Origin of the sequence: Micromonospora sp. NPDC018662 (genome assembly GCF_044391475.1) — a bacterium.
Lineage (GTDB): Bacteria > Actinomycetota > Actinomycetes > Mycobacteriales > Micromonosporaceae > Micromonospora.
On record NZ_JBISAC010000002.1, the window covers coordinates 718,547 to 733,527 of the forward strand.

11 protein-coding genes are annotated in these 14,981 nt (G+C 75.2%); 9 read left to right on the plus strand and 2 right to left on the minus strand.

Going from position 1 to position 14,981, the window contains the following annotated elements; genetic code table 11:
- Positions 1–84 precede the first annotated feature (84 nt).
- Both ACH495_RS08815 and ACH495_RS08820 read left to right on the plus strand, forming a co-directional pair.
- Positions 85–438 carry a hypothetical protein gene (locus ACH495_RS08815; protein ID WP_396857109.1) on the plus strand — a complete coding sequence of 118 codons (354 nt, stop codon included), beginning with the start codon at positions 85–87 and terminating at the stop codon, positions 436–438.
- A gap of 7 nt (positions 439–445) precedes the next feature.
- Positions 446–2,065, plus strand: a complete 1,620-nt coding sequence (locus tag ACH495_RS08820; RefSeq protein ID WP_396857110.1) for a hypothetical protein — start codon at positions 446–448, stop codon at positions 2,063–2,065.
- Between the two features lie 9 nt (positions 2,066–2,074).
- Here ACH495_RS08820 and ACH495_RS08825 read toward each other — a convergent pair whose 3' ends face one another.
- Together ACH495_RS08825 and ACH495_RS08830 are read right to left on the minus strand one after the other, a co-directional pair.
- Positions 2,075–2,956, minus strand: coding sequence for an ABC transporter permease (locus ACH495_RS08825; protein WP_396857111.1), 882 nt, complete (start codon positions 2,954–2,956; stop codon positions 2,075–2,077).
- Positions 2,956–5,820, minus strand: coding sequence for an alpha/beta fold hydrolase (locus ACH495_RS08830; RefSeq protein WP_396857112.1), 2,865 nt, complete (start codon positions 5,818–5,820; stop codon positions 2,956–2,958). The genes ACH495_RS08825 and ACH495_RS08830 overlap by 1 nt, the downstream gene beginning before the upstream one ends.
- Positions 5,821–6,194: 374 nt before the next feature.
- Here ACH495_RS08830 and ACH495_RS08835 point away from each other — a divergent pair, with 374 nt between their 5' ends.
- From ACH495_RS08835 to ACH495_RS08865, 7 genes are read left to right on the plus strand one after another with little or no spacing between them, the layout of a single operon-like run.
- Entirely contained in the window at positions 6,195–7,346 is a 1,152-nt protein-coding gene (locus tag ACH495_RS08835) for a hypothetical protein (protein ID WP_396857113.1), read from the plus strand.
- Positions 7,333–10,362, plus strand: a complete 3,030-nt coding sequence (locus ACH495_RS08840) for a nitrate- and nitrite sensing domain-containing protein (protein ID WP_396857114.1) — start codon at positions 7,333–7,335, stop codon at positions 10,360–10,362. The genes ACH495_RS08835 and ACH495_RS08840 overlap by 14 nt, the downstream gene beginning before the upstream one ends.
- Positions 10,359–10,823 (plus strand): roadblock/LC7 domain-containing protein, encoded by a 465-nt coding sequence (locus ACH495_RS08845; protein WP_396857115.1) that lies wholly within the window; start codon positions 10,359–10,361, stop codon positions 10,821–10,823. The genes ACH495_RS08840 and ACH495_RS08845 overlap by 4 nt, the downstream gene beginning before the upstream one ends.
- Positions 10,820–11,272 carry a DUF742 domain-containing protein gene (locus ACH495_RS08850; protein ID WP_396857116.1) on the plus strand — a complete coding sequence of 151 codons (453 nt, stop codon included), beginning with the start codon at positions 10,820–10,822 and terminating at the stop codon, positions 11,270–11,272. The genes ACH495_RS08845 and ACH495_RS08850 overlap by 4 nt, the downstream gene beginning before the upstream one ends.
- Positions 11,250–12,011 (plus strand): GTP-binding protein, encoded by a 762-nt coding sequence (locus ACH495_RS08855; protein ID WP_396857117.1) that lies wholly within the window; start codon positions 11,250–11,252, stop codon positions 12,009–12,011. Before ACH495_RS08850 ends, ACH495_RS08855 begins: the two co-directional genes overlap by 23 nt.
- 44 nt (positions 12,012–12,055) lie before the next feature.
- Entirely contained in the window at positions 12,056–12,550 is a 495-nt protein-coding gene (locus tag ACH495_RS08860; protein WP_396857118.1) for a hypothetical protein, read from the plus strand.
- Between the two features lie 38 nt (positions 12,551–12,588).
- Positions 12,589–14,946, plus strand: a complete 2,358-nt coding sequence (locus ACH495_RS08865; RefSeq protein ID WP_396857119.1) for an AAA family ATPase — start codon at positions 12,589–12,591, stop codon at positions 14,944–14,946.
- Positions 14,947–14,981: the final 35 nt, after the last annotated feature.

A 14,981-nucleotide genomic window follows, 5' to 3' on the forward strand; every position in this document is an offset into this window, starting at 1 on the left:
AGGAAGACCTCCGACCGGTCGGAGTGTGGCATCTGTGCACTAGCGTGCTCCTTGCTCCCCAGTGGACCGTTCGGGAGGTGACCGGTGGGATCGGAGCGGGTCACGCTGGTGGTGGTGTGCGCCGAGGACGCGGCACAGCCGCTGGTCGAGGTGCTGGACGCGCGGGGCGTCGCCGCGCAGGCGTCCGGGCGGCGCAACCTCGACGGGGCCGCCGTCACGTCGTGGATGGTGGTGGCCGGGGTGGCGCTGAAGATGGCGCCGGACATCCTGCGCGCCCTGGCTGAGCTGGTCAAACAGTTCCGGGTGGGCCGGGTGGAGATGAACCTGGACGAGCGCACCATCGCCGTCGACAACCCGGGGCCGGCGGACGTCGAGGAGCTGTTACGGCAGTTCCGCACCGTGGTGGAGCCCGCCGAGGACGACGACGCGGCGAGCTGACGTTCGCATGCTCGACGACGACGTCCTCGACCACATCGTGCGGTCGCAGGTGGGTGCCGCGGTCCGGACGTGGCGGCACGAGCGCGACGGCCTCAGCCCGATGAACGTCGTGCTGGACGTCGTGGACGAGGTGGTCGACCACCCCTACGCGGTCTACTGGGTCGACGGCGGCGTGCCGGAGATGTTCTCCCTGCCGGGCCTGAGCCCGTCGGTCGTGCTGTTCAACACGCGCTACCTGGAGATGACCGGGCACCTGCGGAGGGTCCTCACCGCCCGCGAACTGTCCCCCGAGCTCATGGCCGACGTGGCCGAGCAGGTCAGCCTCCGTATCGTCGCGGAGCTGGTGCTCCGGTACGGCGACCCGAGCCTGGCCTGCCACCTGCTGGTGGAGTCGCTGCCGGCGAGCCGGACGTACTACCTGCCGGTCACGCTCATGGATCTCGAGCGCACGCCGATCGGCCACCACTACATGGCCGTGTGGTTCTACGCGTTGCTGCACGAACTCGGCCACGTCCACGCCACGCACCGGGCCACCGGGGAGCACGAGCCGACCGGCGGCGATGAGCACCTCGACCGGCTCATCGAAGAGGTGGCCCGCGAGATGTTCGGCGCGGACCGGGAGGACGACGTACGCGGATGGCGTCGCCGACGGGAGCGTGACTCGCTGGACCACCGGGTGCTCCGGGAGGAACTCGACGCCGACGTGTTCTCGATGCAGATGCTGTACGCGGCCACCGTCCGCGTCCTCCAACACAACGGCACGCCCGACGCGTACCGCGCCGACCGGCTCGCCGGCGAGATCCTGCTGATGTTCGGGTCGATGCACGTCATGAACAGTTGCCTGCTGATCGCCCGCTACGGGGCCCGGCTGGCGAAGGACTCGCTCGACCCGTTCCAGAACGTGGCGAACAACGTCCGCCTCAACAAGATGATCGACTTCTTGTCGCTGCACCTCTCCGGCGGCGACGGCCCCGGCTCTGACGTCGACCGGGAGACCGTCGCCGAGTTCCACGCCGCGCTGCTGGCGATGCACGCCCGGATCAACGAGCAGTTCACCGCGTTCGAGGTGGGACATGTGCGGGCGATGCGGCACGCCGCGTTCCCGGAGGAGCGGCGGCTGGACGTCTTCGAACGCCTGGCCGAGGCCTTCGCGCACGACCCGACCTCGGCCGTCCTCCGACTCGAGATCGAGCGGTTCCTCACCCTGGCCCGGACGCTCGACGTCCAGCACCCGGACCTCGACCTGCTCGCCGCGTTCGTCGACCGGCCCGCCGACGCGGCGGAGACCCTCGCCCGCCAGCAGCGCGTCTTCCTGGTCCCCTGGGTGACCGGCGAGGGCGTCGACCAGCCGTTCGGCCTGCCCGCCCACGACGAGCTGGTGGTCTTCGTGTTCGCCGCCCAGCGCACCGTCAAGCACTTCATCGAGGAGTTCCGCCCGATGCTCGCGCCCGGCCTCGAGCTGAAGCTCGCCGCCATCGTCAGCCCCACCGAACAGAACGTCGTCACCATCCTGTTCCAGCGACTGCCCGAGCACCGGCGGCGGCTCCAGGTGGTGTTCCAGGGCAGCGACGCGTTCGCCGACCGCTTCCGCCAGCTCGACGACGGGACGTTCTGGGCACCGGAGTGACCGGCCGCCTCAGCTCGTGATGTCCTTGCGGGTGAAGCGCCAGAACGCGAGCCCCCAGAACAGCGTGGCGTAGACGATCGCCGAGATCGCGCCCTTGACCACGTCGTCGGTCTGCATCGGCGACGACAGCAGCCCCAGCCAGGCGCTGCTGTAGTGGGTCGGCAGCAGGTCGCGCAGCCCGCCCAGCGCGGTGATCTGGTCGAGGATGCTGGACAGGATCCAGAGCAGCACCGCCCCGCCGACCGCGCCGAGCGCCGCGTCAGTGGTCACCGAGAGCAGGAACGCCAGGCCGGCCACCACCAGCAGCACCACCGCGAGGTAGCCGAGCACGCCGACCAGCCGCAGCAGCCCGTCGGCCGGGGCCAGCTCGGCGGAGACCTGGCTGCTCAGCGGCTTCCAGCCGTAGCGCAGCGTGCCGGCGAGCAGCGCGGTGCCGGCCAGCAACACCAGCGCCAACCCGGAGTACGCGAGCGCGACCACCAGCTTCACCGCCAGCAGCCGGGCCCGGGGCACCGGCACCGCCAGCAGGTAGCGCAGGCTGCCCCAGCTCGCCTCGCTGGCCACCGTGTCGCCGCAGAACAGCGCCACCACCACGACCAGCAGGAACGACGCCGACACCAGGATCGAGAACAGGGTGAAGTTGAGCCCGCCCGAGGTGGCCAGGTCGGCCAGGCTGGCGAACTCGCCCCTTCCGCCGCCGTCGTCGTTCCCCGAGTCGAACTGGAACGCCACCAGGATGATCAGCGGCAGCAGCACCATGAACCCGAGCGCCAACTGGGTACGCCGCCGCGACGCCTGCCGCCGGAACTCCGCCCCGAACGGCAGCGTGGCCGACGGCCGGTAACCGGCCGCCGCCCCGCCCGCCTCGTGCGCCACCGAAGAGTCCACCATCACCGGTCACCGCTTCCCCGAGAGTTCTCGCCGACCAGGGCGAGGAACGCGTCCTCCAGGCGACGCCGGGGCACCACCCGGTCCACCCCGATGCCGGCCCGGACCAGTTCCGCCACCACCTCGCTGCGGGCGGTGCCGTTGGTGTCCACCACCAGCCCGCCGTCGTCGTCCGGCAGCACCCGTACGCCGTCCAGCCGGTCCAGCACGGTCCGCGCGGCGTCCGGGTCGCTCACCTCGAACAGCACGCTGGGCGACTCGCCGACGATGTCCTCGACCGGGCCGGACGCCACGATCCGGCCCTTGTTCACCACCACCGCGTGCGTGCAGGTCTGCTCCACCTCGGCCAGCAGGTGACTGGAGACCAGCACCGCCCGGCCGTCGGTGGCGTACCGCTGGAGCACCCGGCGCATCTCGGCGATCTGCGGCGGGTCGAGCCCGTCCGTCGGCTCGTCCAGCACCAGCAGCTCGGGCAGGCCGAGCATGGCCTGGGCGATGGCGAGCCGCTGCCGCATGCCGTGGCTGTACTTCTTCGTCCGCCGGTGCACCGAGGCGCCCAGGCCGGCGATCTCCAGCGCCTCGTCGAAGTGCGCGTCCGCCCACGGCCGCCCGGTGGCCCGCCAGTACGCCTTCAGGTTGTCCAGCCCGGACAGGTGCGGCAGGAAGCCCGGCCCCTCGACCAGCGCGCCGATCCGGGACAGCACCGGCGAGCCAGGCACCAGCCGGTGCCCGAACACGTAGATCTCCCCGGCGGTGGGCTGGGTCAGCCCCATCAGCACCCGCAGCGTGGTGGTCTTGCCGGCGCCGTTCGGCCCGAGCAGGCCGACCACCTGGCCGGGGTGCACCTCGAAGTCCACGTCGGAGACGGCGACGAAGCCGTCCGCGTACTCCTTGCGCAGGTTGCGCACGGCGAGCGGGACGCCCGCGTACTCCGGGTGGATGGAGCGGTCCTGGCGGCGGTGCCGGCGGCGGGCGAGCAGCACCACCACGACGAGCCCGACCGCGATCGCGGCGAGCAGGCCGGCCAGCACCCAGCGCCAGATCGCGGCCGAGGTGGGGATCGGCGTGGCGTCGACGGTGGGCAGCACCAGCGGGCCGTCGCCGAGCGCCACGGTGTGCACCGCCGGCTCGGCCGGCGTGGCGTACGCCTGGTCGGACGTCGCCACCACGAGCCGCAGCCGGTGCCCGGCCTCGATCCGCCGGACGATCGCCGGCAGCGTGACGGTGACCGGCGCGGCGGCCTCGAGGGTGGCCGGCAGGCCGGTCAGCCGCACCGGCGCGACCAGGCCGTCCGGCAGCGTCGACGCGCCCTGCGGGTCGACGTCGTAGAGCTTGACGAAGAGCACCGCCTCACCGGTCGCCGAGGCGACCCGGATCCGCACGTTCGGCGCGCCCACCACGTCGACCGGGTCGTCCAGCGGCGCCGACTCGAAGCGGGCGTGTTGGCCGGGGATGTCGCCGGCCACGCCGTCCAGCAGCGAGCCGAGCGCGCCGGCGAACGGTACCGCGGAGATCGCCGCCGGATTGCCGTTCGGCGGTACGGCGACCGGCTGGGCCGGCCCGGTCAGCGCCACCTCGCGACGCTCCTGCCCTCGCACGCCCGGGTAGTCGTCGGTGCGGTAGCCGGTGGCCACCAGGCCCCGGTCCAGCGCGTCGAAGCCGGCGATCCGGGAGAACGTGAACGTGTCGCCGGGCGCCGCCCCCTCGCCCTTGACGTAGTGGTCGAGCCACTGCGCGGTCAGGAACTTCACCCGGTCGGAGTCGGAGGTCGGGCCGGCGCCGCCGTCGTGCCCGCCGGTGAACCAGGCGACCCGCACCGGCGTGCCGGCGGCGGCGATGCCGCGCGCGTTGGCGTCCGCCTCGGTGAGCGGGAACAACGTATCCGCCTCGCCCTGCACCAGCAGCGTGGGCGACTTGATCCGGTCCAGCACCCCGGCCGGCGACGAGCGGCGCAGCAGCTCGACCGCCGCCTCGTCGGCGCGACCGGTGGTGGCGATGCGCAGGTACGCGGCACAGACGTCCTCGGCGAACCGGCCGCAGGACGGGTCGGCCGCGCCGCCCGGGGCTCGACCGGAGCCGCTGCCCGGCCCCGCGCCCGGCTGCGGGCTCGCCGGGCCGGCCGAGGCGGGCGCGCCCTCCGGCACGGCGGCGGTCGCGCCGGACAGCCCGGCCGGCCCGGAGCCGGCGTTGCCGCCGCCGCCGAAGAAGATGCCGGCCCAGCCCTTCTTGAACACACCCTCGGTGGGCGGCTTGCCGGTGCTCTCCGGCAGGAACGCCCGGGACAGGTCGTTCCAGGTGATCATCGGGACGATCGCGTCGACCCGCTTGTCCTGCGCGGCCAGCAGCAGCGCCAGGCCGCCGCCGTACGAGCCGCCGACCACGCCGACGCGCGGGTCGCCGGCCGAGTCGAGGCGGACCTCGGGGCGGGCGGCGAGCCAGTTCAGCAGGCGCTGCGCGTCGCGTACCTCGTAGTCGGGGCTGTCCAGGTGGATCTGGCCGCCGGAGCGGCCGAAGCCGCGGGCGGTCCAGGTGAGCACCGCGTAGCCGCGGGCGACCAGGTCCTCGGCGTCCGGGCGGACCGACTCCTTGGTGCCGCCGAACCCGTGCGCCAGCAGCACCGCCGGCACCCGGTTGCCGTCCGAGGCGTCGGCGGGCAGGTAGAACGTGGTGTCCAGGTCGACCGGCTCGTCCCCGGCCGGCCCGGACCGCACGGTCACCAACGCCTGCTCGGTCCGGAAGTCCGACCCCTGCGGGCGGACCGCCCAGAGCAGCGCGGCGGCGACCAGGACGACCGCCACCACGGCGGCGACGATCCGGCGCGGATGGCCGGCCAGGGCGCGCCGGACCCGCGCGACGGGTGATCTCATGCGGCACACGGTACGGCCCGCCGGCTGAGCGTTCCCTGAGATCCGCCGTACGTTCGTCCGGTTGCGCCGTTCGGTGTGCGCCGCCCGTCGTCCGCAGAAGGTCCAGAGCATCCCAGCGGGATGTATTCGGATCACGTGAATTCACATCTACAGCCGCAAATCAGTGCTCAAGCCACGACTCGACGAGCCGATCGGACGCTGAGTGTCGAGCGACTCGACGTTCGGTCACCCCGGACGAACTGACGTGAAGCCGACTCGGCGACCCCGGTTCGCGCTCCGCCCGGGTCGACTAATTTTCCGGTCCGGTGCACGGGACTGCTTGCGGCGACCTCCCGAGGCATCGACCGCCCCGCCGTCGCCGGAGGAGACAGACCATGACAGTTCCCGCGCCGCGGGTGCGTCGGCGACCCTCCGTACCGGGCCGTGTCCTGCCCCTGCTGTTGGCGCTGGCGCTGCTCGCCCCGCTCGGGCTGCTCTTCGCGCTGGTCGACGGCACCACCACCGACGACCACGACCTGGCGTCCCGGGAACGGCTCGGGGTCCGCTACCTGCGCGCCCTCGGGCCGGTCACCGACGCGCTGGTGGAGGCCCAGTCCACCGCCGTCGCCGGGGCGCCGGTCTCCCCGGCCGCGCTCAACGCCGCCATCGAGCAGGTGGCCGCCGTGGACACCGCCGTCGGCGACGAGCTGCGCACCCACGAGCGCTGGGCCGGGCTGCGGGCGAAGATCGAAGGGCTGCCGGACCGCGGACTCGCCGACCCCGAGGCCGCCTACCGGGCGTACGGCGAGGCCAACGACCTGCTGCTCGCGCTCCACCGGAAGGTACGGGAGAGTTCCGGCCTGATCCGCGACCCCCGGTCCGACTCGTTCTTCCTCCAGGACGGCATCGGCGGGGACCTGCCCACCGCGACGGTGCTGGCGGGCCGGCTCGCCGACCTGGTCCGGCTGGCCGCCACGCGCCCCGCCGCGGACCGCGCGAAGACCGGCATCGAGCTGGCCGAACTGCGGGTGGCCGCGTTCGGCCCGGCCAACGACCTGGTCGCCGACCTGCGCGTGGCGGTGGACAGCTCGGAGAGCACCGACCTGGGCGCCAACGTGCTCACCCCGCTGGACGCCTACCAGCGGTCCCTGGAGGCGTTCACCGCCGCGGGCGGCGGCCGGAGCGCGCCGAACCCCGCCCAGCTCACCGCCGCCGGGCTCACCGCCCAGTCGGCCGCCAAACAGCTCCGCGCCGTCATCCTCGACCAGCTCGACACGTTGCTGGCGGAGCGGGTGGACGCACTCGACCGGGACCGGCTGCTGGCCCGCATCGCGGCCGGCGTGGCGGTGGCGTTGCTCGTCGGGCTGGCCGTCACGCTGCTCCGGCGCCCCGCCGGCGAGCCGCACCGGGCGCCGGCCGACGCCCCGCTGCCCCCGGCGGTCCGTCCCGACCCGACGGCCGCCGGCCGGGACGCCGGCCGCCAGCCGGTCGCGGTGGGTCGCGGCGTCGAGGCCGAGCGGTGGAGGCCGTTCGATGCTGCTCGCTAGGTTGCGGATCCGGGGCAAGCTCGCCCTCCTGGTGATCATCCCGCTGCTCAGCATGGTCGGGCTGGCCGTGCCGGTGGTCGTCGACCGGGTGGCCGCCGCGGAGCGCGCCGCCGACACCGCGGAGACCGTCCGCGTCGCCAGCCGGATCGGCAGCCTGGTGCAGGACCTTCAGCAGGAACGCCTGCTCTCGATCGGGTTGCTGCTCGGCCGGGTGACCCGCACCGAGCTGATCCAGAAGTCCGCCACCGTCGACGACCGCGTCGCCGACCTGCGCGCCGAGTCGCTGCCGACGTCGGTCCAGGACGCGCTCGACGGGGTACGCCGGCTGGCCGACATCCGTACCGCGACGCTCGCCGGCCGGGCCACGCCGGAACAGATCCTCAACACCTTCGCCCGGGTCGACCTGGCGCTGATCGAGGCGCTGCGGCTGCCGTTCCGGGTGGACACCGACACCTCGGCCGGGCGGCAGGTGCTCGCGCTGGACGCGCTGCTGCGCACCGACGAGGCGCTGAGTTCGTGCGCCACCCAGATCGTGCTGGTCCGCGCGACCGGTGACCCGCGGGTGTCCGCCTCGTACATCGCCTGCATGGCGGCGCTCGACGTGGACAACGAGCGGTTCCGCCGGCTGATCACCCCGGAGCAGTTGAAGCTGGCGCTGCTGGACGACGCGGCGGTGGCGGCCCGGACCAGCCAGACCTTCCTGCGGGACAGCGTCCGGGACCCGGTCGGCGCGATCGCCCCGCTGCCGCTGGACACGCTCTTCCCCTCGGTCCGCTCCATGATCACGCTGGGCCAGTTCGTGGAGAAGAAGGTCGTCGCGGACGTCATCGCGGAGACCCGTACCGAGGAGCGGGACGCACTGGTCGCGGCCTGGCTGGTCGCCGTGGCGGCGGCCGCGATCCTGCTCCTGGTGGTGCTGCTGAGCATGACGGTGGCCCGTACGGTGTCCCGGCCGCTGAGCCGGCTCACCCGCTCCGCCGAGCGCGTCGCCCGGGTCGCCGAGGCGGAGCTGACCCGGGTGGCCGACGACGAGACCGAGGCGGTGCCGCCGGTACGCCTCGACCCGGTCGACGTCCGCGCCCGCGACGAGATCGGCGACCTGGCCCGCGCGTTCGAGCGGGTGCAGCACACCGCCGCCCGGCTGGTCGAACGGCAGGTGGCCGGCCGGCGCAATGTGGCGCAGATGTTCGGTCACGTCGGCCGCCGTACCCAGAACCTGGTCGGCCGCCAGATCGCGCTCATCGACCGGCTGGAACGGCAGGAGGTCGACCCGGGCCGGCTGGAGCACCTCTACCGGCTGGACCACATCTCCAGCCGGCTGCGCCGCAACGCCGGCAGCCTGGTGGTGCTCTCCGGGGCCACCGGCTCGGACGGCCACGTGGCGCCGGTCCCGCTGGCCGACGTGGTCCGGCTCGCGCTCGGCGAGATCGAGGACTACACCCGCGTCGACGTGCAGGTCCCGCCCGGCGTCTCGGCGGCGCCGGCGATCGCCGGCGACCTGGTGCTGGCGCTGGCCGAGCTGATGGAGAACGCGACCGCCTTCTCGCCGCCGCACACCCGGGTCGTGGTGGCCGGCGAACTGACCGACTCCGGCGCCCGGCTCGCCGTGGTGGACCACGGCATCGGCCTCACCGAGGAGCGGCTCGCCGAGGAGAACGCCCGGCTCACCCGTCGGGAGCGGCTCGACCTCGCCCCGACCGAGGTGCTCGGTCTCTTCGTGGTGGGTCGGCTGGCCCGCCGGCACGGCTGGAGCGTACGGCTGGTGGCGACCGCGGGCGGCGGGATCACCGCCGGCCTGGAGATCCCGGCCGCCTCGCTGGTGATCCGCCGCCCGGAGCCGGCCGACGTCACCGCGGCGCGGGCCGCCGCGCCGGCCACCGCCGCTCCGGCACTGGCGCGGCAGCCGGAACCCGCGCCGGTCAGCCACCCGGTCCTGACCCAGCCGGCACCCACCGAGCCGGCCGGCTTCGACGAGGCGCTGCTGAGCCGGGCCACCCGCAGCATCTCCAGTGGCGACTCGTGGAACGCCTTCGGCAGCCAGGGCGACGACGCCGAGGCGACCGGAGCGCCGGCCACGGCGACGGCCGGCGCGGCGGGCGCCGACGGCCCGGTCGCGGCGCCGGCGGTCGCTGGTCCGCCGGTCGAGGACTTCCGTTTCCCCACCGGCGGTCCGCCGCCCGCCTGGCCGCCGGCGGCCGCACGGTCCGCCACGCTGCCCGCCGGCCCGACGACGTACCGCACCGGCACCACCCCGCCGACACCGGTCGTCGGTCCGGCACCGGCCGCTCCCCCGGCCGCCGGGCCGACGACCGGCCCCGCCCTCGTCCCACCGCCGGCCGGGCCGACGCACCCCGCCGGGCCGGCCCACTCCGCCCCGCCCGCCGACGGCTTCCCGCCGGCCGGGCCCGCCGCACCACCGATCCGGCCCGGCGCACCACCGCCCGGACCCGGCGCACCGACGGCGCGGCCGGCCGGGCCACCGGCGCGGCCCGCTGGAGCGACGCCGGGGCCCGCCGGAACGACGCCGGGGCCGGTCGGATCGACGCCGAGGCCGGTCGAGCGGCCGGCCGCCGGGCCGCGCTCCGCCGGGCCCGGCCCGGTCGGCCGGCCGTCCGGACCGGCCGGGACCCGGCCGATCCGGAAACGGGTACCCGGCGCGAACCTGCCGGCCGGCCCTCCGGGCCCGCCGGCCGGACCGGTGATCGGGCCGCTGATCGGTGTTCCGGACGACCCGGCCGCGGTCCGCGCGCTGGTGGAGGCGTTCCAGGACGGGGTACGCCGGGCCGAGGACGACGCCACCCCGGCCGAGCCGGCGCCCGAACGGCCCCGGCTCAGCCGGCGGGTCCCCGGGGCGAACCTGGCCGTCTCCGCGGTGCCGCCCGCGCCCCCGGCCAGCTCCGACCCCGGCGACCCGGTCGAGGTCCGCAACCTCATCACCGACTACGAGGCGGGCGTCGCCCGTGCTCTGCGTGAAGTCAGCACCGACCGCCGCTATGAAGAGGATCCATCACGGTGACCAGCCCGTACCTGCACGACAATGTCGAACAGAGCACGACCGGCGACCTCAGCGCCGAGGCGCGCACCTTCAACTGGCTGCTCGACTCGTTCACCTCCAGCACGGCCGGGGTGATGGAGGCGATCGCGGTCTCCTCGGACGGACTGCTGATGGCCATGTCCGCGATCAAGGACCGGTCCAACGCGGAACGGCTCGCCGCCGTGGTCTCCGGCATGACCAGCCTGGCCGGTGGCGCCGCGAGCTGGTACGCGCTGGGCGGGCTCAACCGGGTCATCGTCGACATGGCCGAGGGCTACCTGCTGATCAGCGCCATCAGCAGCGGCTCGGTCCTCGGCGTGGTCGCCGACCGCTCGGCCAACCTGGGCACCGTGGCGTACGAGATGACGCTCTTCGCCGGCCGCGCCGGCGGCGCCCTGAGTCCCCGCCTGATCGCCGAGCTGAAGAACGCCGTCCAGCAATGATCCCGGGGGTCGCCGGCGAGGACCCGGAGCCGGAACCCGGCGTCCGGATCCGCCCCTTCCTGCGTGCGTCCGTCCCCGGTCCCGGACCGGACGCGGGCGACGGGGAGCAGCCGACCGGCCCGCGCCCGTTCGTGCTCACCTCGGGACGGGTGGACGGCGACCCGGCGATCGGCCTGGAGACCCAGGTGACCGCCCGGCCGGGCAGCGGCTCGTGGTCGGTGACCGCCCGGCTGACCCCGGAACTCGCGGCGATCGTCGCGATCTGTGTCGAGCCGGTGTCGGTCGCCGAGATCTCCGCCCGGACCCGGATGCAGTTCGGCGTGACCCGGGTGCTGGTCGGTGACCTGCGCGCCGCCGGTCACCTCGACGTGCACGTCGGGGACGGCGACGACGCCCTCGATCCCGATCTCATCCTGCGAGTGATTGATGGACTTCGTGCGATCTCCTGACTGGCGGGCGGCCGCCCAGGGCGGGCCGGCCGCGAACAGCGTCCCCGCCCGCTACGGCAACCCGGCCCCACTGATCGGCCGAGCCACCCCGCCCCCACCGGCCGGGCCGCCGCTGCCGTACCGGCCGCCCGGCGCGCCCGGCGAGCCGGCCCCGATCGTCAGCCGGGTACCCGCGCCGCGCCCGCCGATCCCGGTGAAGATCCTGATCGCCGGCGGTTTCGGGGTCGGCAAGACCACCACGGTGGGTGCGATCTCCGAGATCGCGCCACTGACCACCGAGGCGGAGATGACCACCGCCGGGATCGGCGTCGACGACCCGGGCGGGGTGCCCGGGAAGACCACCACCACGGTGGCGATGGACTTCGGCTGCGTGACCATCGACCGCAGCCTGAAGCTCTACCTGTTCGGTACGCCCGGCCAGGCCCGGTTCGGCTTCATGTGGGACGACCTGGCCCGGGGCGCGCTCGGCGCGCTGGTGGTGGTGGACAGCGCGCGGCTCGACGACTGCTATCCGGCGATCGACTTCTTCGAGCGGGCCGGGCTGCCGTTCGCCGTGGGCGTCAACGCCTTCGACGGGCGGCTGGCGCTGGACCTGCCGTCGATCCGCTGGGCGCTGGCGATCGCCGAGCACGTGCCGCTGGTGCAGTTCGACGCCCGGGACCGGCTCTCCGTACGGGACGCCCTGCTGGTCGTCCTGGACCGGGCGCTGGACCGGGCGACCCGGTCCCGGGAACGCTGAACCGGCCGCCGGTTCGGTCCGTGCTCTTCGAAGGGGTGGACGCGATGAGGGGTGATCTGGACGAGACACTGGCCCGGCTGGCCCGGCGCGAGGAGGCGCAGCGCCGACGCGAGCCGCTGCCCGGCGAGCCGGTCGAGGCGGTCGACCGGGGCACGCCGGCCGAGGTCGAGCCGGTGGAGGACCGGGCGGGGCACGGCGCGTACCGGCTGCGGGGTGGCGCGGCGCCACCGCCGTCGCGGCGGGACCCGGTCGAGGAGGTCGCCGAGGCGGTCCGGCGGGTGGTCGCCGCGCATCGCGGGCTCGCCGTGACGCTGCGGGTGGAGGTGGGCGACCAGGCGTACCCGTTGCGGGTCTCCTGGTCGGGGCCGGAGGTGACGGTGGGTCCGGTGCCCGCGCCGACGCCGCCGCCGGCCTGGCCCATGTCGGTGAAGACGGTGGCCGCCCCCGGCCACGACCCGCGGGAGACCGACCCGGCGGCCCGGCTCGCCGAGCTGATCCGCCGGGACCCCTCGCTCCTGGACGGCCCGGACCCGCGCTGACCCCGACGGGTGGTGGTGCCGGCGGCTACTGTCGGCGGGTGGCGGAACCCGACCTGACCCTGACCGCGAGCCTGCGGCCGGCCGCGCTGGACGCCCGTCGCGGTGTCGTGCGCCTGCACCCCGAGGTGCTGACCGCGCTGGCACTGCGGCCCGGCGACCCGGTGCGGCTGACCGGCCGCCGGGTGACCGCCGGCATCGCCGGCGCCGCCGACCCGGGCACGAGCAGCGCCCTGCTCCACGCCGACGACCTGCTGCTCGGCAACCTCGGCCTGCGGGCCGGCGGCCAGGTCACGGTGAGCCCGTTGCCCTGCGTCGCGGCGAGCCGGGTCACGCTGGCCGGCCCGGTCGCGGTGACGGCCGCGGTCCCGCCGGAGATGCTGCGGCTCGCGCTGCTGGGCAAGGTGGTCACCGCCGGCGACGACGTCTCGCTGCTGCCCCAGGACGTGCTCCCGGACGCCGCCGTGCGCGGCCTGGTGGAGGCCGCGCGGCACAGCCTCGCCAGCTCCGTCGGGTACGCCTGGACGAGCACCCTGCTCAGCGTGGTGGCGGCCGAGCCGGCGACCGGCGCGCTGGTCACCATGGACACGGTGGTGGCCTGGGAACACGGCCCGGCCACGCACGGCCCGGGCCCGGCCGGTCCGACCGGGGGCACCGGCTCGACGGGTCCGGCCGGGGGCACCGGCTCGACGGGTCCCGCCGGGGGCACCGGCTCGACGGGTCCGACCGGTCCGGCCGGTGGGGTCCGCTCGGACGGTCCGGCCCCGGGCGTCGGGGTGACCGGCCCGACGGCGTCGGAGGCGGCGACCGGGGCCGACGGCCTGCTCGGCCCCGAGGACGCGCCCGACGTGGACGAGCTGCCCGGCCTGCGGGCCCAGGCCGAGGAGCTGACCGAGCTGCTGGACCTGGGCTTCCACCACCGCGAGGTGCTGGGCCGGCTGGGCACCGCGGTCGCGCTCGGGGTGCTGGTCGAGGGCCCCGCCGGCTCGGGCAAGTCGTCCCTGGTCCGCGCCGTCGCGGCCCGGGTCGGCGCGCGCATCCGCCCGCTCTGGGCGCCGGAGCTGGCCGCGCTGTCGAACGACGCGGCGGCCCGCCGGCTGCGGGAGGCGGCCGAGGCGGTCCGCGCGGTCGGGCCGGCCGTGCTGCTGGTCACCGACGTGGAGGCGATCGCCCCGGCCGACGATCCGGGCCCGCTGGCCACCGTGTTCCGCCAGGTGGTCGCCGAGACGGTACGCGCCGGGGCGGCAGTGGTCTGCACCACCGGCCGTCCCGAGGCGGTGGACCCGGCGTTGCGCGGCCCGGACCTGCTGGCGCTGCGGATCACCGTGCCGCTGCCCGATCCGGCGCTGCGCCGGGAACAGTTGACAGTGCTGACCCGGCAGGTGCCGCTGGCCGATGACGTCCGGCTGGACGAGGTGGCGGCGCGTACCCCCGGTTTCGTCGCCGCGGACCTGGCCGCGCTGGTGCGGGAGGCCGGGGTGCGGGCGGCGCTGCGGCAGAAGACGGCGGAGACGCCGACGGTGGCGATGGCCGACTTCATCGCCGCGCGGGAGGTGGTCCGGGCGACCACGATGGCCGCGTCCACGCTGGAGCTGGCCTCGGTGACGCTCGACGACGTCGGCGGCCTGCACGAGGTGAAGCAGACGCTGACCGAGTCGGTGCTGTGGCCGCTGACCTATCCGGACACCTTCGCCCGGTTGGGCGTGACGCCGCCGCGCGGGGTGCTGCTCTACGGGCCGCCCGGCTGCGGCAAGACCTACCTGGTCACCGCGTTGGCCGGCTCCGGGCGGGCGAACGTGCTGTCGGTGAAGGGCGCGGAGCTGCTCTCGAAGTGGGTGGGCGAGAGCGAACGCGCGGTGCGCGAGCTGTTCCGCCGGGCCCGCGAGGCCGCGCCCACCCTGGTCTTCCTGGACGAGGTGGACGCGCTGGCACCGGTGCGCGGGCAGGCCAGCGACGGCGGTACGACCGATCGGGTGGTGGCCGCGCTGCTCACCGAGCTGGACGGGGTGGAGGCGCTGCGCAACGTGGTGGTGGTCGGCGCGACGAACCGGCCGGAGCTGGTCGACCCGGCGCTGCTGCGTCCCGGCCGGCTGGAACGCCTGGTCTACGTGCCGCCGCCGGACGGGCCGGCCCGCGCGGAGATCCTCCGGGCGACGGCCCGCGACGTCCCGCTCGCGCCGGACGTCGACCTGGACGCGCTCGGCGCGGAGCTGGACGGCTTCTCGGCCGCCGACTGCGCCGCCCTGGTCCGGGAGGCGGCGTTGGCCGCGATGCGCGAGTCCCTGACCGCCACCACCGTGACGGCGACGCACGTCGGGTCGGCCCGCACCAGGGTCCGCCCCTCCCTGGACCCCACCCAACTGGCCCACCTGGAGTCCTACGCCGCCACCCACCGCTGACCTCACCGCCCACGATTGATCCACCCGAGGAAGCG